This window comes from Fusobacterium massiliense (assembly GCF_900095705.1).
GTDB lineage: Bacteria > Fusobacteriota > Fusobacteriia > Fusobacteriales > Fusobacteriaceae > Fusobacterium > Fusobacterium massiliense.
In genome coordinates this window covers 812,620-833,744 of the sequence record NZ_LT608327.1, presented here as the reverse complement: position 1 = coordinate 833,744, position 21,125 = coordinate 812,620, and the positions used below count along the sequence as shown (strand labels likewise).

Genomic DNA, 21,125 nt, shown 5'->3' with positions numbered 1-21,125 from the left:
AGGTTGTTATGGATATAAAAAGAAATGTTGAGGAAATATTAGAAGATATAAAAAAATGTTCTCCTTATCCAGAAAAAGTAAAACTTGTTGCTGTGACAAAATATTCTCCAGTTGAAGATATTGATTTATTTTTAACAACTGGTCAAAATATTTGTGGAGAAAATAAAGTTCAGGTAATAAAAGAAAAAATAGAATACTTTAAAGAGAAAGAAAAAAAAGTAGAATGGCATTTTATTGGAAATTTGCAAAAAAATAAAGTTAAATATATAATAGAAGATGTAAATTTAATTCATTCTGTAAATAAGTTGGCTTTAGCTCAAGAAATTAATAAAAAAGCAGAGCAAATAAATAAAATCCAAGATGTCTTAATTGAAATTAATATTTTTGGTGAAGAAAGTAAGCAAGGATATAATTTGGAAGACTTTGAAAAGGATATAGAGGAACTAAAAAAATTAAAAAATTTAAATATAACTGGGCTTATGACTATGGCACCTTTTATTGAGGAAGAAAAAGTTTTAAGAAAAGTTTTTTCAGATTTAAGAAAAGTAAAAGATGAATTAAATGAAAAGTATTTTTTTGGAAGTTTGACAGAATTGTCAATGGGTATGTCAAATGATTATAAAATAGCTTTGGAAGAAGGAAGTACCTTTATTAGAGTTGGAACAAAGATTTTTAAATAAATAAAATAGGAGGACAAAATGAAATTATTTTCTAAAATAATAAAAGAAGGAAAAGAATTAATAGGTGTAGATAGTGTTGATGATGAGGAATACAATGAAGAATATGATGAAGATTATGAAGAAGAAGAGATAAAAGAAACAAAAAAGAATAAAATATCAAAATCTTTATTAGGAAAAAAGAAAAAAAATATTAAAGAAGAAGATGAAGAGTACGATGAAGAAAACTTTGAGGAAGAAAGTGATTATAGTACTGTATTTATAGATCCAAAACAATTTGAAGATTGTAAAAAAATTGCAAATTTTATAGATAAAGGGAAAATGATAACTATAAATTTAGAAAATGTTGGACCAAATGTAGCTCAAAGAATAATGGATTTTCTAGCGGGAGCTATGGAAATAAAAAATGCAAGTTTTGCTCAAATAGCTAAAAATGTGTATACAATAGTACCTGAAAATATGAAAGTATTTTATGAAGGGAAAAAAAGAGAAAAAAAATTAATTGATTTAGAAAAAGGGGAAAGAATTGAGAGAAAAAATTAGAGCATTGGCATTATTTTCAGGAGGCTTAGATAGTGCATTAGCAATTAAAGTTGTTCAAGAACAAGGAGTAGAAGTTATTGCACTTAATTTTGTTTCACATTTTTTTGGTGGAAAAAATGAAAAAGCTGAAAATATGGCAAAGCAGTTAGGAATTAAACTAGAATATATAGATTTTAAAAAGAGACATACAGTAGTTGTTAAAGATCCAGTTTATGGAAGAGGGAAAAATATGAATCCTTGCATAGATTGCCATTCTCTTATGTTTAAAATAGCTGGAGAATTGTTGGAAGAGTACGATGCTCAATTTGTTATATCTGGTGAAGTTTTAGGGCAAAGACCTATGTCACAAAATCCACAAGCTTTGGAGAAAGTTAAAAAATTATCTGGAATGGAAGATTTAATATTAAGACCTTTATCTGGGAAACTTTTACCACCTAGTAAAGCTGAAAGGGAAGGTTGGATAAAACGAGAAGGATTATTAGATATAAATGGAAGATCTAGACATAGACAGATGGAGCTTATGGATTATTATGGTCTTGTTGAGTATCCTAGTCCTGGTGGAGGGTGTTTACTAACAGATCCAGGATACTCTAGTAGGTTAAAAGTTTTGGAAGAAGATGGACTTTTGGAAGAAGAACATGCTTGGCTTTTTAAATTAATAAAAGAGGCTAGATTTTTTAGATTATCTAAAGCTAGATATCTTTTTGTAGGAAGAAATTTTGAATCTAATGAAACAATAGATGATATGAGAAGAAAAGAGAATTTGAGTTGCTACATTTACAGTAATGGAGTCCCAGGTCCACATATGGTAGCTAACACAATTTTAACCGATGAAGAAACAGAATTTGCAAAAAATCTTTTCTCAAGATATTCCAAAGTAAAAGGAAAAGAAAAAGTTAAACTTATACTTAATGGAGAAGAAGTTGAAGTTGATGTAGTTAATTTAGAAAAGTTAGATGAAAAAATAAAGTTATATCAACAAATGTAAAAATATAAACTAAAAAACGCCAATTGCAAAAGATTTTTTTAAAATCTGCAATTGGCTTTTTTTAATCTACAGGAAAGTATAAAAATTAAATAGCAAAATTAGTCTCTGACGTCCGAATTAGTTCGAAGAGCCTGTGTTCATTGAGCTCGTAGAACTCATAAGGCTGTCAAGAGACTTTATTTATATAGGAAAATATAAAAATTAGAAATTTTAAAATACTATATTTTATAAACTTTGTGCTATAATATTTCTGAATATATTAAAAATAAATAAAAAAGGAGTTATGTAATGGAGAAAAGTGAATGTTCCAGTAAATTATATGGAGTTTTATTGTGTTTAATTTTAGCTATTCCAGCTTGGTATTTAGGGAAATCTTTTCCAATAGTGGGGAGTCCAGTTTTTGGAATATTAATTGGAATTGTTTTGAGTTCTTTTTTAAAAAAAAGAGAAAAATTAGATAAAGGCATAGGATTTGTATCAAAAAAAGTACTTCAGTATGCTGTTATTTTATTAGGGTTTGGACTTAATTTACAGACTGTAATATCTGTTGGAAAAACATCACTTCCAATAATAGTAAGTTCTATAAGTATTGCACTTTTAGTTGCATATATTTTATCAAAAACATTAAAAATTTCTAAAAATATAGCAATTTTAATAGGAGTGGGTTCATCAATATGTGGAGGTTCAGCAATAGCAGCAACAGCTCCGGTTATTGAAGCAAAAGACGATGAAATAGCTCAAAGTATATCTGTTATATTTTTATTTAATGTGTTGGCAGCCTTAATTTTTCCAACTCTTGGAGAAATACTAGGATTTTCAAATGAAGGATTTGGAATTTTTGCAGGTACAGCTGTAAATGATACATCATCTGTAACAGCAACAGCAACAGCTTGGGATTTACTACACCATACAGGAACTATGGTTTTAGATAGAGCAACTATAGTAAAATTGACTAGAACACTTGCAATAATACCAATAACTTTAACTTTAGCATTCTACAATGCTAAGAAAAATTCTAGTAAAAATAAAGTTTCACTAGGGAAAATTTTTCCTATGTTTATTGCATACTTTGTTTGTGCTTCAATAATTACTACAATTTTTAATTACTTTTTTGAAATTGGATTAATATCGGTTGATATATCAGAATACATAAAAAATTTATTTCATATTTTAAAGAGCTTAAGTAAATTTTTTATTGTTATGGCTATGACGGCAATTGGTTTAAATACTAATGTAAAAAAATTGATAGGTTCAGGAGTAAAACCTTTAGTATTAGGGTTTTCTTGTTGGGTATGTATCGGACTTATAGATATTTTGTTGCAAAAGATATTAGGTATATTTTAAGTGTTATTGAAGTAAATTTATTTGTTAAATAAAACAACTAATTTCTTTATACCAATAGTTTTTCATCTGCTTCTTCTAGAGGTATGTCAGATATATAATAAAAGTATTTTTTATTTTAATATAAAAATTAGTCTCTTGACAGCCGTATGAGTTCTACGAGCTCAATAAACACAGGCTCTTCGAACTAATACGGACGTCAGAGACTTTATTTATAATTCACAAATATTTGATAAGTATTTTTCTCCTGAATCAGTTGCAAGAACAACTATGTTTAAATTTTTATTCATATTTTCTTTTGAATATTCAAGGGCAGCATGAAGAGTTGCACCACTTGATATTCCTGCTAAAATTCCTTCTTTATGACTTAATTCTCTCATAGTATTAAAAGCATCATCGCATTCACAAGTTAAAATTCCATCAGCAAGACTTCCATCATAAACAGCAGGAATTCCTCCAATACTCATTCCCATACCTTGAATTTTATGAGGCCCAATATATCCTTTAGAAAGAAGAGGAGATGATGCAGGTTCAACAGGAAAAGTTTTTACATGCGGAAGTTTTTCCTTTAATTTTTTTGCAGTACCAGAGAAACTTCCTCCAGTACCAGTTCCACAAATAAAAATATCAACTTTATTATCTAAATCTTTTAAAATTTCTTCAGCAGTTGTTTCATAGTGAGCTTTTGGATTGTTCATATTTTTAAACTGGTTTGGAACAAAGAATTTCTTCTCATTTTTTTTAATTTCTTCTAATTTTTCCAAACAACCTTTCATACCTAAAGCACCTTTAGTTAGAATAACTTCAGTTCCATAAGCTCTCATAAGTTGTATTCTTTCAACACTCATAGTATCAGGCATAATTATTTTTAATTTATAATTTTTAATAGCACAAATCATAGCAAGACCGATACCAGTATTTCCACTAGTAGCTTCTATAATAACTGTTTCTTTATCTAGTAATCCTTCTTTTTCAGCTTCCTGTATCATTTTTAATGCAATTCTGTCTTTTGTACTTCTTCCAGGATTAGCTCCTTCCATTTTTATAAAAATATTATTTCCAAAAGTATCAATATTATTAATTTTTACTAATGGTGTATTACCAATTAGATCAATAACAGAATTTGCTAACATAACTTCCTCCTAAATTTATATATTTTTAAATACTTGATAAGTAATTTTATAATAAAGTTTTAAATAATAATAGAACTCAAATAACAATAATAAAAGTTCTATAAAATATTAAAAAAATATTTATTTTAAAAAATAAATTCTAATAAAAGGTTCTATATTATAGATTTTATATACAAAAAATATATAGTATAAATATCTCAAGTATAGTAGTAAATCAAAAATAAAATGAAATTAAAAAAATTACTATTCAAAAAATATTTTTCTTTATCAAAAAATTAAAGATTTTAATTTATTGCAATTTATGATAAAATATAAGGCGAATAATGTTAAATGGGTGAAAGTAATGAAAGAATTAATTTTGATAGTATTAATATCAGCAATTATTGGTTGGATAACAAATTATCTAGCTATAAAAATGTTATTTAGACCATATAAGGAAATAAATTTGGGACTTTTTAAGATACAAGGTTTGATTCCTAGAAGACGAGCAGAAATTGGACAAGGTATTGCAAATGTAATAGAGAAAGAACTGATTTCAGTAAAGGATGTTATTGAAAATATTGATAGGGATAAATTTTCTTTGAAATTAGAAGAATTAATTGACCAAATTTTACAAAAAAACTTAAAATCAAAACTTAAAGAAATGTTTCCATTAATGCAATTTTTTTTAACTGACAATGTTATGTCTGAAATAAGTTCTACTATTAAGAACGTTGTTATGGAAAATCAGGACAAGATAATTGAAGTTTTCTCAAATTATGCAGAGGATAATATAAAATTTACACTTATTATATCTGAAAAAATTTCTAGTTTTTCACTTGATAAGCTAGAAAAAATAATAATAGAATTAGCTAAAAAAGAATTAAAACACATAGAAGTTATTGGGGGAATATTAGGGGGAATTATAGGTTTGGTAGAATACCTAATTTTTAGATTTATTTAAGTTTTAATTTAGAGAGAAAGGGGTATTTTATGGAACGAATATTAAGTGAGTTTGAGTTTCAAAATGAAGTGGAAATTCAAAAATCATTAAGACCAAAAACCTTTAAAGAATATATTGGACAAGAAAAACTAAAAGAAAAAATGGAAATTTCAATAAAAGCTGCTCAAAAGAGAAATACGACTGTTGATCATATTCTTCTATATGGTCCACCTGGACTAGGGAAAACAACTTTAGCAGGAGTAATAGCCAATGAAATGAAAGCAAATTTAAGAATAACATCGGGGCCAATATTGGAAAAAGCAGGAGATTTAGCTGCTATTTTAACTTCTTTAGAAGAAAATGATATACTTTTCATAGATGAGATACATAGATTAAATAATTCGGTAGAAGAAATATTATATCCAGCAATGGAAGATGGAGAGTTGGATATAATGATAGGAAAAGGGCCATCAGCAAAATCTGTTAGAATAGAGTTACAAGCATTTACATTAATAGGAGCAACAACAAGAGCTGGACTTTTAAGTGCTCCACTTAGAGATAGATTTGGTGTTAGTCACAAAATGGAATATTATACAGACGATGAAATAAAATCCATAGTAAAAAGGGGAGCAAAGCTTTTAGGAATAGGAATAACAGAAGATGGAGCAAATGAAATTTCTAAAAGAAGCAGAGGAACACCAAGAATAGCAAATAGATTGTTAAAAAGAGTTAGGGATTATTGTGAAATTAAAGGAAATGGAAATATAAATGAGATTGATGCAGTGAAAGCATTGGATATGTTGGGTATAGATAGTTTTGGTTTAGATGAGTTGGATAGGAATATTATAAATTCAATTATTGAAAACTATGATGGAGGACCTGTTGGGATAGAAACTTTATCTTTATTGTTAGGAGAAGATAGGAGAACTTTAGAAGAAGTATACGAACCTTATTTAGTAAAGATGGGATTTTTAAAAAGAACTAATAGAGGTAGAGTTGTAACTCCAAGAGCTTATGAGCATTTTGAGAAAGAAAGAGGAAAGAAATGAAAATTAACACGAAAGTTAGATATGGATTAAGAGCATTAGCCTATATTTCTGAAAATTCTAATGAAAGTAAGTTGGTGAGAATTAAAGAAATATCAGAAGAACAAGATATATCTGTTCAATATTTGGAGCAGATACTATTTAAATTAAAAAATGAAAATATAATTGAAGGGAAAAGAGGACCTAGTGGAGGGTATAAATTGGCACTAGCTCCAGAAGAAATAAATTTATATACTATATATAAAATATTAGATGATGAAGAAAAGGTTATAGATTGTAATGAAATGGATAAAAGTGGGCATAATTGCTTAGAAGATGCTTGTGGGGAAACTTGCATTTGGAGTAAACTTGATAATGCTATGACAAAAATATTATCTGAAACTACATTACAAGATTTTATAAAAAATGGAAAAAGAATATAGGAGAAAAAGTTGTTAAGTGTTGTTGTGTCAGAAATTCAAGGGGACTATATAGAAATTCTTGATTTATCAGATATAAATCATGTGAAAAATGTTTTTAGAAAAAATATTGGAGACAAGCTAAGAGCGGTTGACGGAAAAAATGAATATTTTTGCAAAATAGAAGAAATAGATGAAAAACATATAAAGTTAAAAATAATTGAAAAAAAAGAAGATAAATTTTCCCTTAATATAAAAATTGATGCTGGAATATCTATATTAAAGGGAGATAAAATGGATTTAACCATTCAAAAGTTGACAGAATTAGGTATTAATAAAATTATACCTATTTTAGCTAATAGATGTGTTGTTAAATTAGATAAGAAAAAAGATAGATGGGATAATATTTCAAAAGAGGCTCTTAAACAATGTCAAGGGGTTAATCCAACTATTATTGATGATATTAAAAAAATGAATGAGTTAGAATTTGAAAAATATGATTTGATTATTGTTCCATATGAAAGTGAAAAAAATATTTATATAAAAGAGATTTTAAAAAACAAGGACAAAGAAATTAAGAATATTTTATATATAATAGGACCAGAAGGTGGATTTGAAAACGAAGAAATAGAACTCTTAAAAAAAAGAGAAGCTAAAATAATTAGTTTAGGAAATAGAATATTAAGAGCTGAGACAGCAGCCATAGTTACGGGAGGAGTTATAATAAATGAGTTTTTCTAAAAAGGTTGCTTTTCACACTCTGGGGTGTAAGGTTAATCAATATGAAACAGAAAGTATAAAAAATCAACTGTTAAAAAAAGGGTATGAAGAGGTTTCTTTTGAAGAATCGTCAGACATATATATAATTAACTCTTGTACAGTTACAAGTATAGCAGATAGAAAAACTAGAAATATGCTTAGAAGAGCAAAAAAAATAAATCCTGCAGCTAAAGTTATAGTTACAGGTTGTTATGCTCAAACAAATAGTAGGGAAATTTTAGAAATAGAAGATGTAGATTTTGTTATTGATAACAAAAATAAAAGTAATATAGTAAACTTTGTTGGAGCTATAGAAGATATAAGTTTTGAAAGAGAAAAAAATGGAAATATTTTTCAAGAAAAAGAATATCAAGAATACGAATTTGCAACTTTGAGAGAAATGACAAGAGCTTATGTGAAAATACAAGATGGTTGTAATCAATTCTGCTCATACTGTAAAATTCCTTTTGCAAGAGGGAAAAGTAGATCAAGAAAAAAAGAGAATATATTGAATGAAATTCAAAAGCTAATTGAAGATGGATTTAAAGAAGTTATTTTAATTGGGATAAATTTAGGTGCTTATGGAGAAGATTTTGAAAGTGGAGAAACTTTTGAAACTTTATTGGAAGATATATTGAAAATAGACGGATTGAAAAGAATTAGAATAGGTTCGGTGTATCCGGATAAAATTTCAGATAAATTTATTGAATTATTTAAAAACAAAAATTTAATGCCACATTTACATATATCTTTGCAATCTTGTGATGATACAGTTCTTAAAAATATGAGAAGGAGCTATGGAAGTTCACTTATAAGAGAAAGTCTCTTAAAATTAAAATCAGAAGTAAAAAATATAGAGTTTACAGCTGATGTTATAGTAGGTTTTCCAAAAGAAGAAGAAGAAATGTTTATAAACACATATAAAATTATAGAGGAAATAGGATTTTCTGGACTTCATATTTTCCAATACTCAGATAGAGAAGGAACTATTGCAAATAATATGGAAGGGAAAGTTCCAAATAATATTAAGAAAGAAAGAGCAGATAGATTAAGTACCCTAAAACATGTTATGATGAAAGAGACTAGAGAAAAATATCTAGGTGAAATACTTGAAGTGTTGGTAGAAGAAGAAAAAAATGGGGAGTATTTAGGATATACAGATAATTATCTTAGGGTGAGATTTAAATCTGAAAAAAAAGAACTCTTAAATAGTTTGGTAAAAATAAAAATAATAGAAATAGAAGATGAAATTTTAATAGGTAAGGAGGATAATACTAACAATGAGTAAGAAGTCAATAAATAAAAAAACTAAAAAAAGAGGTCGTGCTCCAATATTGATAATAGTTTTAACAGCTATTTTAGCAATTTTATTATTTTTTAATTTTAGAGCATCTAGTTTAAAACTTACTAAAGACGAAAAAGTTTTAATAATAGGAAAGCAAAATTTGTTTGCAGTATATGAAGATAAGCTAGCTATAAAAATACCTTTTGAGTTATATTTAGATAATGATGAAACAATAAAAGATCTAGTTGATACTCATAACTATGAGAAAGTTTTAGAAAAAATTAACTCTATAGTTCCAGAAAAATTAACTAGATATGCAGTTATAAAAAACGGAGAAATGAAATTAGATGTTGATAATGAAAAAAATATTCCAGAAACAAATATAGAAGAAAAAAGATTTATATTGACTTCAAGTTTATATTCGATGTTTAAGGAACTATACCATGAAAAAAATGGAGTCGAAGAAGTAAATTCAAATATATTAGTAGATATATTGAATGCAAACGGAGTTGGAGGCTATGCTAGAAAAGCAGGAGATAGTTTAAAAAATTCTCTAGGAGTAAAATACAATGCAGCTAACTATGAAAATCAATTAGATCAAAGCTATATCATACTGAATGATATTTCAAAAGAAAAGGCAGCTGAAATTATAGATAAGTTACCAGAAAAATATTTTAAAATTAAAAATAAATCATCTATTCCTACATTGGCAAATGTTGTCGTAATTTTAGGTAGTGAGAAGAAGATAGATTTTAAAATTGATATATTCGCTTCAGAAGAGAATGTAAAAAAAGCTACTAATGCTTTAAAGAAAGCTGGATATAATTCCATAAATCAAAAATCAGAAAAAGATATGGAGAAAAGTATTGTTGAATATAATAAGGAAGATTATTTTATAGCACAAAAAATAGCTAAAGTACTTAAAATTGAAGACATGGTAGAAAATAATGATTTAGAAAATAGAGTTAATATAACAATAAAGTAGAGATGAAAAATGATAGTAAATTTAATATCTTTAATTTTAATATTTATAGAAAATAGTATATCAGTAAACAGTATTTTGGTTGGGATTAGCTTGCCATATTTATCATTTATATTAGGAAAAAAGAAAAATTTACTTCTTATATTACTAGTATATGTTTTTATGTCATTGCAATCGGATAGATATTTTTTTAATTTTTTTATGTTAGCACTATTTTGTGGAGTAAATTTTTTTATTTTTAGGTTTATAGAATATAGTAGAAAGATATCTCTTTATTTACCAATAATGGATATAATATTTTATTTTTTATATTCTTATAGAAATTTTGAGATAGAATATTTGTTGGTAAATATAATATTTTTTATAATTTTCAATTATATTTATACTGCCAGATCTAGAGAAATAAAAGGAAATAAGTAAATGAAGTTTGATAGAAGAAGAGAAAAAAAACCAACATTAGGAGAAAAAAGTCAAGAACGAGAAGTGATATTTAAAATATTAATCTTATTATGTTTTTCAATTTTACTTTTAAGACTTTTTTATTTACAAGTTATAAGAGGAAATGATTATTCATACTTAGCTGAAAGAAATCAATACAAATTAATAAAAATAGAATCTCCTAGAGGGAAAATTTTTGATTCTAAAGATAGAATGGTAGTAACTAATGGAACAGGGTATAGACTTATCTATTCCTTAGGGAGAGAGCAAAATTTAGATTATATAAGGGAAATAGCAAAGTTAACAGATAGAACAGAAGAATATATTTCAAAGAGAATAAAAAATGGAGAAATATTTCCATATTCTAAAGACAATGTTATATTGGAAGATTTAGAAGAAGAAAAAGCACATAAGATAATGGAGATAGCAAATGATTATCCTTATTTAGAAGTACAAATTTATTCTAAAAGAAAATATCTATATGATTCAGTTGCTTCTCATACTATAGGGTATATAAAAAAAATATCTGAAAAAGAATATGAAAATTTAAAAGAAGAAGGGTATAGTCCGAGAGATGTTATAGGAAAATCTGGTATAGAAAAAAGCTATGATGATATTTTAAGAGGGAAAAGTGGATACGAATATATAGAAGTAAATGCTTTAAATAGAAGGCAAAGAGATGTAGATAGAGTAAAAACTCCTGTTGCAGGGAAAAATTTGTATATGGGTATAGATATGGAATTGCAACAGTATATGGAAGAAGAATTTAAAAAAGATGGTAGAAGTGGAGCTTTTATTGCACTTAGACCATCAAATGGAGAAATAATAACTATAGTGAGTTATCCGACTTATTCTTTAAACATGTTTAGTTCACAAATTTCAAAAGAAGATTGGGCAAGAATTTCAAATGACCCAAGAAAGATTTTAACAAATAAAAGTATTGCTGGAGAATATCCACCTGGATCTATTTTTAAAGTAATTTCAGCTATGGCTTTTTTAAAAAAAGGTATAGATCCAAAAGAAAAATATTATGATTACACTGGATATTATCAAATAGGGAAATGGAAATGGAGAGCTTGGAAAAGAGGAGGCCATGGTGCAACAGATATGAAAAAATCTTTGGTTGAATCTGCTAACCCCTATTATTATAAATATTCAGATCAAATAGGGGCAGAGCCTATAATAAGAGCTGCAAGAGATTTTTCTCTAGGAGAAAAAAGTGGTATAGATATCCCAGGAGAAAAGAAGGGGATAATTCCTGATGCAAATTGGAAAAAGAAAAAAATTAAAACAGGGTGGTTTAAAGGAGATACTATACTTTTATCTATAGGTCAAGGGTATACATTAGTTACACCTATTCAAATAGCAAAGATGTACTCTATGATAGCAAATAAAGGATGGGCATATGAGCCTCATGTAGTTTCAAAAATTGAAGATTTACAAACTGGTAAAAAAATAGATATAAAAACAAATATTACAAGAGTAACGGATTATGAAAATTCATATTATGAAATAATAAATGATGCTTTAATAGCAACTGTAGAGCAAGTAAATGGGACAACTAGAATTTTAAAAAATCCATATGTAAAAGTAGCTGCAAAGAGTGGATCAGCTCAAAATCCACATTCAAAATTAACACACGCTTGGGTAGCTGGTTATTTTCCAGCTGATCAAGAACCAGAAATTGTTTTTGTGTGCTTACTTGAAGGAGCTGGAGGTGGAGGAGCTGTAGCTGGTGGAATGACAAGAAGATTTTTAAATAAATACCTTGAAATAGAAAAAGGAATAAAACCAGTATCACATATACCGATAGAACCTAGAAATTCTACTATTTCTGATGGACAAAATATAATTGAAGAAGGAGAGAGAATAGGAGAAGTGAGAAATGAAGAAAACGAGTCAAGAGAAACGACAATTGGAAATGAAGGAGAATAAAATTAGTATAGAAGACAAAATAAAAAATATTAAAAATGATGTATTGGATATAAAAGAAAATAAAAAAAATAATAAAAAAAGAAAATCTGTCAAAAAAAATAAAGAAAATAAAAACGTAGAGGTTTTGGAAGAAGTTTCTGAGCTTGAAATAATAAAAAAAGAGAATAAAGAAATATCTACGAAAAATAAAACTAAAAAGAGTAAGAAAGATTTAGATAAAATGTATGTTATTCCTTTGGGTGGTCTTGAAGAAGTAGGTAAAAATTGTAGCATCGTTCAGTATAAAGATGAGATAATAATTATAGATGCAGGAGCAATTTTTCCTGATGAAAATTTACCAGGGATAGACTTAGTCATACCAGATTATTCTTTTTTAGAAAACAATAAAGAAAAGATAAAAGGATTATTTGTTACTCATGGACATGAAGATCATATTGGAGGAATACCTTATTTATATGAAAAAATAGAAAAGGATACTCCTATATATAGTGGTAAATTAACAAATGCACTTATAAAATCAAAATTTGAAAATTTTGGTAAAAAGAAAAAAGTTCCTAAGATGATAGAAGTATCTTCAAGAAGCAAAGTTAATGCTGGGAAATATTTTACTGTTGAATTTGTAAAAGTAACACATTCAATAGCAGATTCTTATTGTTTATCAATAAAAACACCAGCAGGTCATGTATTCTTTACAGGAGATTTTAAGATAGATTTAACTCCGGTTGATGGAGAAAAAGTTGACTTTGTAAGACTTTCTGAATTAGGGGAAGAAGGAGTAGATTTAATGCTATCTGACTCAACAAACTCTGAGGTTGAAGGATTTACTCCATCAGAAAGAAGTGTCGGAGATGCGTTTAGACAAGAATTTCAAAAAGCTAGTGGAAGAATTATTATAGCTGTTTTTGCATCACATGTGCATAGAATACAACAAATAGTAGATATAGCAACTCAATTCAAGAGAAAGATAGCTATTGATGGAAGAAGTTTAATAAAAGTTTTTGAAATAGCACCTACTGTTGGTTGCTTAAATATACCTAAAAATTTAGTGATTCCTATATCGGAAGTAGAAAAATATAATGATGATGAAGTAGTTATATTATGTACAGGAACTCAAGGGGAACCAATGGCAGCTCTTTCAAGGATAGCAAAGACTATGCATAAACACATAACATTGAGAGAAGGGGATACAGTTATTATATCTTCAACACCAATACCTGGAAATGAAAAAGCTGTTTCAACTAATATTAATAATATATTAAGATATGATGTTGACTTAGTTTTTAAGAAAGTTGCTGGAATACATGTGTCTGGTCATGGAAGTAAAGAGGAACAAAAACTTATGCTTAATTTAATAAATCCTAAGAACTTTATGCCCGTTCATGGAGAATATAGAATGCTTAAAGCACATATGAAATCAGCAATAGAAACAGGAGTTCCCAAGGATAAAATACTTTTAACTCAAAACGGAGATAAGGTAGAAGTAACAAAAGAATATGCTAAAGTAAATGGAAAAGTAACTTCAGGAGAAGTTTTAGTTGATGGACTTGGAGTAGGAGATATAGGAAGTAAAGTTATAAAAGATAGACAACAACTATCTGAAGATGGAATTGTGATTGTAGCTTATTCTGTAGATAAGAAAACTGGTAAAATTTTAGCAGGGCCTGAAATTTCAACTAAAGGTTTTGTTTATTATAAAGATTCAGAGGATACAATAAAAGAGGCTTTAGATTTGTTGAAATCAAAAATTAGTTATTCAGAAACTTACGAAGGTAGAGATTGGGCTGATTTAAAAGGAAATATGAGAGATTTATTATCGAGATTTTTCTATGAAAAATTAAAAAGAAATCCAATTATATTACCTATGTTATTAGAAATATAAGAGAAAATGGGAGAGAAAATGAACAGTAAAAAAAGAGCTTTTTTAAAGAAAAAAGCACATAATTTAGAACCTTTAGTTAGAATAGGAAAAGATGGATTAAATTCAAATATAATAACAAGTATTTTGGAAGCGATAAATTCAAGAGAACTTATAAAAGTGAAAATTTTACAGAACTGTGAAGAAGAAAAGGGAGTTATTTATTCTAAATTGATGGATATTAAAGAGTTTGAAGTAGTTGGAATAGTTGGAAGAACTATAATTATTTTTAAAGAAAACAAAGAAAACCCTAGTATATCTTTAGAATGGAAAAATATATAATAGAAATTGGTGAAATTAAGCTATGAATACTGAACTTATCAATAGATGTGAAGAAATAAGAAAAAAGTTGATAGATGTTACAAGTAAAAATGGAGGACATTTAGGACCAAATTTAGGTGTAGTTGAATTAACTGTATGTTTGAATGAGGTTTTTAATTTTAAAGAAGATATTTTACTCTTTGATGTTGGTCATCAAGCTTATGTTTATAAGATTTTAACTGATAGGGGAGATAAAATAGAAACTTTAAGGAAAAGACATGGATTATCTCCGTTTCAAGATCCATCTGAAAGTAGTTATGATCATTTTATATCTGGACATGCAGGAACAGCCTTACCTGCTGCAGTCGGTTTTGCAATGGCAAATCCAGATAAAAAAGTTATAGTTATTGTAGGGGATGCTTCGGTATCAAATGGACATTCTTTAGAAGCTTTAAATTATATTGGTTCTAAAAAGCTTGAAAACCTAATAATTATCATAAATGATAATGAGATGTCTATCGGAGAGAATATTGGGTTTATATCAAAATTTTTAAAAAGAGTCATATCAAGTGGAACATATCAAAATTTTAAATCAGAAATAAAAGTATTTTTTGAAAAAATAAATGCTATTAGAGTTAAAAAAACCTTAGGAAGACTTGAGAATTCCTTAAAGAATTATGTGACACCACTTTATGTTGTAGAAAATTTTGGATTTAAATTTTTTAGTTTAGCAGATGGACATAATATAAGTTCATTAATTTCACTTTTTGAAAAAGCAAAAATTCAAAGAAAACCTACAATTTTATTGGTAAAGACCGAAAAAGGAAAAGGGTATTGTTTTGCAGAAGCGAACAAAGAAAAATTTCATGGGATTTCTCCATTTGATATAGAAACGGGAAATACCTATAAAAAAAATAAAACTTATTCTGAAGTTTTTGGAGAAAAAATACTAAAAATAGCAAAAGAAGACAATGACATATATGCACTTTCAGCAGCAATGATTAAAGGAACAGGTTTAGGAGAGTTCTCAAAGGAGCTTCCTAATAGATGTATAGATACAGGAATAGCAGAAGGTTTTTTAGTGACTTTTGCTGCTGGACTTGCTAAATCAGGTAAAAAACCTTATGTATGTGTGTATTCAACTTTTATTCAAAGAGCAGTAAGTCAAATAATACATGATGTATCAATACAAAATTTACCTGTTAAATTTATAATTGATAGAAGCGGAATAGTAGGAGAAGATGGAAAAACTCATAATGGGTTTTACGATATGTCTATATTTTTAACACTTCAAAATTTTACAGTTTTATGCCCAACTACTGCAAAAGAATTAGAACAGGCGCTAGATATATCTAAAAACTTTAATTCTCCTTTAGTAATAAGAATACCTAAAGATAATGTGTTTGATTTAGAAGAAGAAAATAGACTAGAAATTGGAAAATGGAAAGAAATAAAAAAAGGAAGTAAAAATTTATTTATTGTAACAGGAACGATGTTGAAGGAATTACTTACTATATACGATGAATTAAAGAGTAAAGGAATTGAAGGAACTATAGTAAGTGCAGCCTCTGTAAGACCTCTTGATGAAGAATATCTATTAAACTATATTAGGGAATACGATAATGTTTATGTTTTAGAAGAAAGTTATATGAGAAATTCTTTTGGAACTTCTATTCTTGAATTTTTAAATGATAATGGTATCAATAAAATTATACATAGAATTTGTCTAAAAAATGCTATTATACCACATGGAAAAAGAGAAGAATTATTGGAAGAAGAAGGACTGAAAGGAAAAAGTTTAATAGAAAGAATAGAGGAACTTTTTTATGCTAGTGAAGAACGAAAAATCTAAAAAATTTATTGATAAACTCTTAAATTACAAAGATGTAAAAAATCTTGAGTTATGTGATGATCAAGGAGTTAAAGTTACTACACACACATATGATGTGTTGAATATCTCTAGAAAAAAGATTTTAGGGAGATATAAAACATTTGATAATGCAAAAGAAAAGATAGATTTCTTTGTGATAACTGTTGGGATAATAATACATGATATAAGTAAATCTAGTTTGAAGAGAAATGATGAAAACTTATCTCATTCTCAAATGATGATAAAAAATCCAGAATATATTTTAAAAGAAGTATATCAAGTATTAGCTTTGATAGAGAAACAAATAAATCATAAGTTAAAAAAAGAAATAAAGAGAAATATAGGTCATATTGTTTTATCTCATCATGGAAAATGGGGAAAAATTCAACCAGAAACTGAAGAAGCAGAAATAGTTTATTTAGCTGATATGGAGTCAGCTAAGTACCATAGAATAAATCCTATACAAGCTAATGATATTTTGAAATATACAGTAAAAGGATTAGGGCTGAAACAAATTGCAGAAAAATTGGATTGCTCTGAAAGTGTTATAAAAGACAGGATAAAAAGGGCAAAATCAGAAGTTAAAGTAAAAACTTTTGCAGAACTTGTAGAACTTTTTAAAGAGAAGGGAAGAGTTCCAATAGGAGATAAATTCTTTGTATTGAGATCTGAAGAAACAAAAAAATTAAAAAAATATGTGGATGAGAAAGGTTTTTATAATCTTTTTATGCAAAATCCACTTATGGAGTATATGATAGATGGAAAAATCTTTGAAGAAGAAAATGAGACTAGATGAATATTTATGCCTTAAAGACTATTTTGAAAATATAGAATTTGCTAAAAGGCAAATAATGGTAGGAAATGTAATTGTCAATGAAAGGAAAATTGATAAACCTGGAGAAATTATTTCGATTGATAAGATAAGAGAGATAAGAATAAAGGAAAGAGATATTCCCTATGTAAGTCGAGGGGGCTTAAAATTAGAAAAAGCTATAAAAGAATTTAAAATGGATTTTAAAAATAAAGTAGTCTTAGATATTGGTGCATCTACTGGAGGTTTTACGGATTGTTCACTTCAAAATGGAGCTAGTTTTGTATATGCTGTAGATGTGGGAACCAATCAGTTAGATTGGAAATTAAGAAATAATTTAAAAATAAAAAGTATAGAAAACAAACATATAAATGACTTAGAAAAGAGTGATTTAGATAAGAGTATAGATATAATTGTAATGGATATTTCGTTTATATCTATTAAGAAAGTTATAGATAAAATAGTAGAATTGATGAATGAAAATACAGAGGCAATATTTTTGATAAAACCTCAGTTTGAAGCTGATAAAGAAGAGATAGAAAAGGGGATAGTAAGAGATTTAGATGTTCATTTAAAAATTATAATAGAAATTGTTGAACATATAAAGAGGATGAATTTGTTTCTAAACAATTTCACTACTTCTCCTATAAAAGGAGCTAAAGGAAATACAGAATATTTAGCTAAATTTTCTAGAGATAAAAAAGAGATTGGACTAGATGAGATAAAAAATATTATTTTTAATTTACAAAAAAGTATAAAAATAAATAATGAAAATTAGTCTCTGATGTTCGTATTAGTTTGAAGAGCCTGTCTTTATTGAGCTCGTATAACTCATACGGCTGTCAAGAGACTTTACTTATAAATGTAAGGAGGCATATAAAGTGAAATTAGAATTAAAAAAAGTAGTAGCCGTAATGATGCTAACACTTTTCTCTTCATCTGTTGCAAAGGATACAGATAGAACAGGTTTTTTATATAATTTAAGAGAGTTAAAAGAAATATCAGATATTATGGATTTAATTCAAGAAAGTTATGTTGAGAATGCTAATGCACAAAAACAAAGAGAGGAAAAAGAAGAAAAAGTTGATGGCCAAAATAAAAAAACAAATAAAAAGAAGAATGATATAAAAAATACAACAGAACCTAAAAAACCTAGTGTTTTAACTAGAAGATCTCTTATGCAAGGTGCTATAAAAGGTATGGTAGAATCTTTAGATGATCCTCATTCAACATATTTTACAAAAGAGGAATTAAAAAGTTTTCAAGAAGATATAAAAGGAAAATATGTTGGAGTTGGAATGGTAATTCAAAAGAAGGCTAATGAGCCGATAGTTGTTGTTTCTCCAATAGAAGATGGTCCTGCATATAAAGTAGGAGTAAAACCAAAAGATAAAATTACAGAAATAGATGGGAAATCTACATATAGTTTAACTTCAGAAGAAAGTACAAAGAGATTAAAAGGAAAAGCAAATACAACTGTAAAAATAAAAGTTTTTAGAGAAATAAATAATACAACAAAAGTTTTTGAAATAAAAAGAGAAGTCATAGAATTAAAATATGTTAAGAGCAAAATGCTAGAATCACATATAGGTTATTTAAGATTAACTCAGTTTGGAGATAATGTTTATGATGACATGAAAAAAGCTCTAGAAGGATTGCAGGCAAAAGGAATGAAAGCTCTTGTTTTAGATTTGAGAAGTAATCCTGGTGGAGAGTTAAGTCAATCTGTAAAAATAGCTTCTATGTTTATTCAAAATGGAAGAATAGTTAGCACAAAACAAAGAAAAGAAAAAGAAAAAGTTTATATGAGAGAAGGAAAGTATTTTGGAGAATTTCCAATGGTTGTATTAGTAAATGGAGGTAGTGCTTCTGCTTCTGAAATTGTATCTGGAGCCTTGAAAGATCATAAGAGAGCCACACTTGTCGGAGAAAAAACTTTTGGAAAGGGAAGTGTTCAGACTTTATTACCTCTTCCAGATGGAGACGGATTAAAAATAACTATTGCCAAATATTATACACCAAATGACATTAGTATTGATGGAACTGGAATAGAACCAGATGTAAAAATAGAAGATAAAGAATATTATTTGATTTCCGATAGTATGATAACTAATGTCAATGAAAAAGAGCAAAAAGAAAATAAAAAAGAATTAATAAAAAGTGCCAAAGGAGAAAAGGCTGCAGAGGAAGTTGATAAACATAAAGATATTCAACTTGAATCTGCTAAAGGAATATTAAAAGCACTGCTTTTGAAAGAGGGTAAATAATGTTATATATAGTGGCAACACCTATAGGAAATTTGGAAGATATGACTTTTAGAGCCATAAGAACTTTAAAAGAAGTAGACTATATTTTTGCTGAAGATACAAGAGTTACTAAAAAACTTTTAGATCACTACGAAATAAAAAATACTGTTTATAGATATGATGAACATACAAAACAACATCAAGTAGCTAATATTATAAATTTATTAAAAGAGGATAAAAATATAGCTTTAGTTACAGATGCAGGGACACCTTGTATTTCAGATCCGGGTTATGAGGTTGTAGATGCTGCACATAAAGAAAATATAAAAGTTGTTGCAATTCCAGGAGCAAGTGCTTTAACAGCTTCTGCTTCAGTAGCTGGTATAAGTATGAGAAGATTTTGTTTTGAGGGGTTTCTTCCAAAGAAAAAAGGAAGACAAACGCTTTTGAAGGAACTTGCTGAGGAAAAAGAAAGAACAATAGTTATATATGAATCTCCTTTTAGGATTGAAAAAACTTTAAGAGATATAGAAACTTTTATAGGCGTAAGAGAAGTAGTAATTGTTAGAGAAATAACAAAAATTTATGAAGAAATTTTGAGAGGAACTACAACAGAATTAATAGAAAAATTAGAAAAGAAACCTATAAAAGGAGAAATTGTATTGTTAATAGAGCCAATACAAAAAGGAGGAAACAAGTATGTCGATGACACAGATTAACTGGTATCCAGGGCATATGAAAAAAACTAAAGATTTAATAGAAGAAAATCTAAAGTTGATAGATGTCGTTTTAGAAATGGTTGATGCAAGAATTCCTCTCTCGAGTAGAAATCCTAATATAGCAACATTATCAAAAGGGAAAAAAAGAATAATAGTCTTAAATAAAGCGGATTTAGTATTAAAACCAGAGCTAGAAAAATGGAAAAAATATTTTAAGGAGCAGGATTTAGCTGATGAAGTGGTAGAAATGAGTGCTGAGACAGGCTTTAATGTAAAGAAACTTTATGATGCTATTGAGTTTGTTTCTAAAGAAAGAAAAGAAAAGCTAATGAAAAAAGGATTGAAGAAAGTTAGCACAAGAATAATAGTTTTAGGGATTCCAAACGTTGGTAAATCAAGACTTATAAACAGAATAGTTGGTAAGAATAGTGCTGCTGTTGGTAATAAACCTGGATTTACAAGAGGTAAACAATGGGTAAGAATAAAAGAGGGGATAGAATTATTAGATACTCCTGGAATTTTATGGCCTAAATTTGAAAGTCATGTTGTCGGAGTAAATCTTGCTATAAGTGGAGCCATAAGAGATGAAATTTTACCAATAGAAGATGTTGCTTGTGAGTTTTTAAAAAAGATTCTAGAACTTGGGAAATGGGATGTGTTAAAGCAAAGGTATAAACTTTTAGATGAAGATAAAGACGAAATAATGGAAAAAATTTTATCTAGTATTGCCATTAGAATGTCTATGCTAAATAAAGGTAGTGAGCCTAATGTTTTACAGGCAGCTTATACATTACTTAGAGATTACAGAGCAGCAAAACTTGGAAAATTTTGTTTAGATGAAATTATATAAGGAGAC

Annotated in this window: 21 protein-coding genes; 20 read left to right on the top strand and 1 reads right to left on the bottom strand. The window is 27.6% G+C overall.

Features of this window, described 5'->3' with window-relative positions:
* Nucleotides 1–8: 8 nt before the first annotated feature.
* The 4 genes from BQ2505_RS08275 (at nt 9) to BQ2505_RS08260 (ending at nt 3,552) form a co-directional block, all read left to right on the top strand.
* Entirely contained in the window at nt 9–680 is a 672-nt protein-coding gene (locus tag BQ2505_RS08275) for a YggS family pyridoxal phosphate-dependent enzyme (RefSeq protein ID WP_074017288.1), read from the top strand.
* A gap of 18 nt (nt 681–698) precedes the next feature.
* Nucleotides 699–1,220, top strand: a complete 522-nt coding sequence (locus BQ2505_RS08270) for a cell division protein SepF (protein WP_074017287.1) — start codon at nt 699–701, stop codon at nt 1,218–1,220.
* Nucleotides 1,204–2,208 carry a 7-cyano-7-deazaguanine synthase gene (locus BQ2505_RS08265; protein ID WP_074017286.1) on the top strand — a complete coding sequence of 335 codons (1,005 nt, stop codon included), beginning with the start codon at nt 1,204–1,206 and terminating at the stop codon, nt 2,206–2,208. The genes BQ2505_RS08270 and BQ2505_RS08265 overlap by 17 nt, the downstream gene beginning before the upstream one ends.
* Nucleotides 2,209–2,496: 288 nt before the next feature.
* Complete coding sequence (locus BQ2505_RS08260; protein ID WP_074017285.1) at nt 2,497–3,552, top strand: YeiH family protein; 1,056 nt, start codon at nt 2,497–2,499, stop codon at nt 3,550–3,552.
* Between the two features lie 209 nt (nt 3,553–3,761).
* Here BQ2505_RS08260 and cysK read toward each other — a convergent pair whose 3' ends face one another.
* Entirely contained in the window at nt 3,762–4,682 is a 921-nt protein-coding gene (gene cysK, locus BQ2505_RS08255) for a cysteine synthase A (RefSeq protein WP_074017284.1), read from the bottom strand.
* Between the two features lie 343 nt (nt 4,683–5,025).
* Between cysK and BQ2505_RS08250 the strand changes: the two genes are divergently transcribed.
* From BQ2505_RS08250 to ylqF, 16 genes are all read left to right on the top strand, one after another.
* On the top strand, nt 5,026–5,625 hold the full coding sequence (locus BQ2505_RS08250) for a DUF445 domain-containing protein (RefSeq protein ID WP_074017283.1): 600 nt from the start codon (nt 5,026–5,028) through the stop codon (nt 5,623–5,625).
* Nucleotides 5,626–5,654: 29 nt separating this feature from the next.
* On the top strand, nt 5,655–6,653 hold the full coding sequence (ruvB, locus tag BQ2505_RS08245; RefSeq protein WP_074017282.1) for a Holliday junction branch migration DNA helicase RuvB: 999 nt from the start codon (nt 5,655–5,657) through the stop codon (nt 6,651–6,653).
* Nucleotides 6,650–7,072 carry an RrF2 family transcriptional regulator gene (locus tag BQ2505_RS08240; RefSeq protein ID WP_074017281.1) on the top strand — a complete coding sequence of 141 codons (423 nt, stop codon included), beginning with the start codon at nt 6,650–6,652 and terminating at the stop codon, nt 7,070–7,072. Before ruvB ends, BQ2505_RS08240 begins: the two co-directional genes overlap by 4 nt.
* A gap of 9 nt (nt 7,073–7,081) precedes the next feature.
* A complete protein-coding gene (locus BQ2505_RS08235; protein ID WP_074017280.1) occupies nt 7,082–7,789 on the top strand; it encodes an RsmE family RNA methyltransferase in 708 nt (235 codons plus the stop codon).
* The gene (gene mtaB, locus BQ2505_RS08230) at nt 7,776–9,095 is read left to right on the top strand and encodes a tRNA (N(6)-L-threonylcarbamoyladenosine(37)-C(2))-methylthiotransferase MtaB (RefSeq protein ID WP_074017279.1); all 1,320 of its coding nucleotides are present in this window, start codon (nt 7,776–7,778) and stop codon (nt 9,093–9,095) included. Before BQ2505_RS08235 ends, mtaB begins: the two co-directional genes overlap by 14 nt.
* Nucleotides 9,088–10,077: a LytR C-terminal domain-containing protein gene (locus tag BQ2505_RS08225; RefSeq protein WP_074017278.1), complete on the top strand. Its 990-nt coding sequence runs from the start codon at nt 9,088–9,090 to the stop codon at nt 10,075–10,077. Before mtaB ends, BQ2505_RS08225 begins: the two co-directional genes overlap by 8 nt.
* A gap of 9 nt (nt 10,078–10,086) precedes the next feature.
* Nucleotides 10,087–10,494 (top strand): hypothetical protein, encoded by a 408-nt coding sequence (locus BQ2505_RS08220; RefSeq protein ID WP_074017277.1) that lies wholly within the window; start codon nt 10,087–10,089, stop codon nt 10,492–10,494.
* Nucleotides 10,495–12,447 carry a penicillin-binding protein 2 gene (gene mrdA / locus BQ2505_RS08215; protein WP_074017276.1) on the top strand — a complete coding sequence of 651 codons (1,953 nt, stop codon included), beginning with the start codon at nt 10,495–10,497 and terminating at the stop codon, nt 12,445–12,447.
* On the top strand, nt 12,434–14,326 hold the full coding sequence (locus BQ2505_RS08210) for a ribonuclease J (protein ID WP_390887601.1): 1,893 nt from the start codon (nt 12,434–12,436) through the stop codon (nt 14,324–14,326). The genes mrdA and BQ2505_RS08210 overlap by 14 nt, the downstream gene beginning before the upstream one ends.
* 18 nt (nt 14,327–14,344) lie before the next feature.
* Nucleotides 14,345–14,644: a ribosome assembly RNA-binding protein YhbY gene (yhbY, locus tag BQ2505_RS08205; protein WP_074017274.1), complete on the top strand. Its 300-nt coding sequence runs from the start codon at nt 14,345–14,347 to the stop codon at nt 14,642–14,644.
* A 22-nt stretch (nt 14,645–14,666) separates the two neighbouring features.
* Nucleotides 14,667–16,475 (top strand): 1-deoxy-D-xylulose-5-phosphate synthase, encoded by a 1,809-nt coding sequence (gene dxs, locus BQ2505_RS08200; protein ID WP_074017273.1) that lies wholly within the window; start codon nt 14,667–14,669, stop codon nt 16,473–16,475.
* A complete protein-coding gene (locus BQ2505_RS08195; protein WP_074017272.1) occupies nt 16,450–17,289 on the top strand; it encodes an HD domain-containing protein in 840 nt (279 codons plus the stop codon). The genes dxs and BQ2505_RS08195 overlap by 26 nt, the downstream gene beginning before the upstream one ends.
* Nucleotides 17,252–18,082 (top strand): TlyA family RNA methyltransferase, encoded by an 831-nt coding sequence (locus BQ2505_RS08190; protein WP_074017271.1) that lies wholly within the window; start codon nt 17,252–17,254, stop codon nt 18,080–18,082. Before BQ2505_RS08195 ends, BQ2505_RS08190 begins: the two co-directional genes overlap by 38 nt.
* A gap of 103 nt (nt 18,083–18,185) precedes the next feature.
* On the top strand, nt 18,186–19,571 hold the full coding sequence (locus BQ2505_RS08185) for a S41 family peptidase (protein WP_074017270.1): 1,386 nt from the start codon (nt 18,186–18,188) through the stop codon (nt 19,569–19,571).
* Nucleotides 19,571–20,269, top strand: a complete 699-nt coding sequence (gene rsmI, locus BQ2505_RS08180) for a 16S rRNA (cytidine(1402)-2'-O)-methyltransferase (RefSeq protein WP_074017269.1) — start codon at nt 19,571–19,573, stop codon at nt 20,267–20,269. Before BQ2505_RS08185 ends, rsmI begins: the two co-directional genes overlap by 1 nt.
* Nucleotides 20,250–21,119 carry a ribosome biogenesis GTPase YlqF gene (gene ylqF, locus BQ2505_RS08175; RefSeq protein WP_074017268.1) on the top strand — a complete coding sequence of 290 codons (870 nt, stop codon included), beginning with the start codon at nt 20,250–20,252 and terminating at the stop codon, nt 21,117–21,119. The genes rsmI and ylqF overlap by 20 nt, the downstream gene beginning before the upstream one ends.
* The last annotated feature ends 6 nt before the right edge of the window (nt 21,120–21,125 follow it).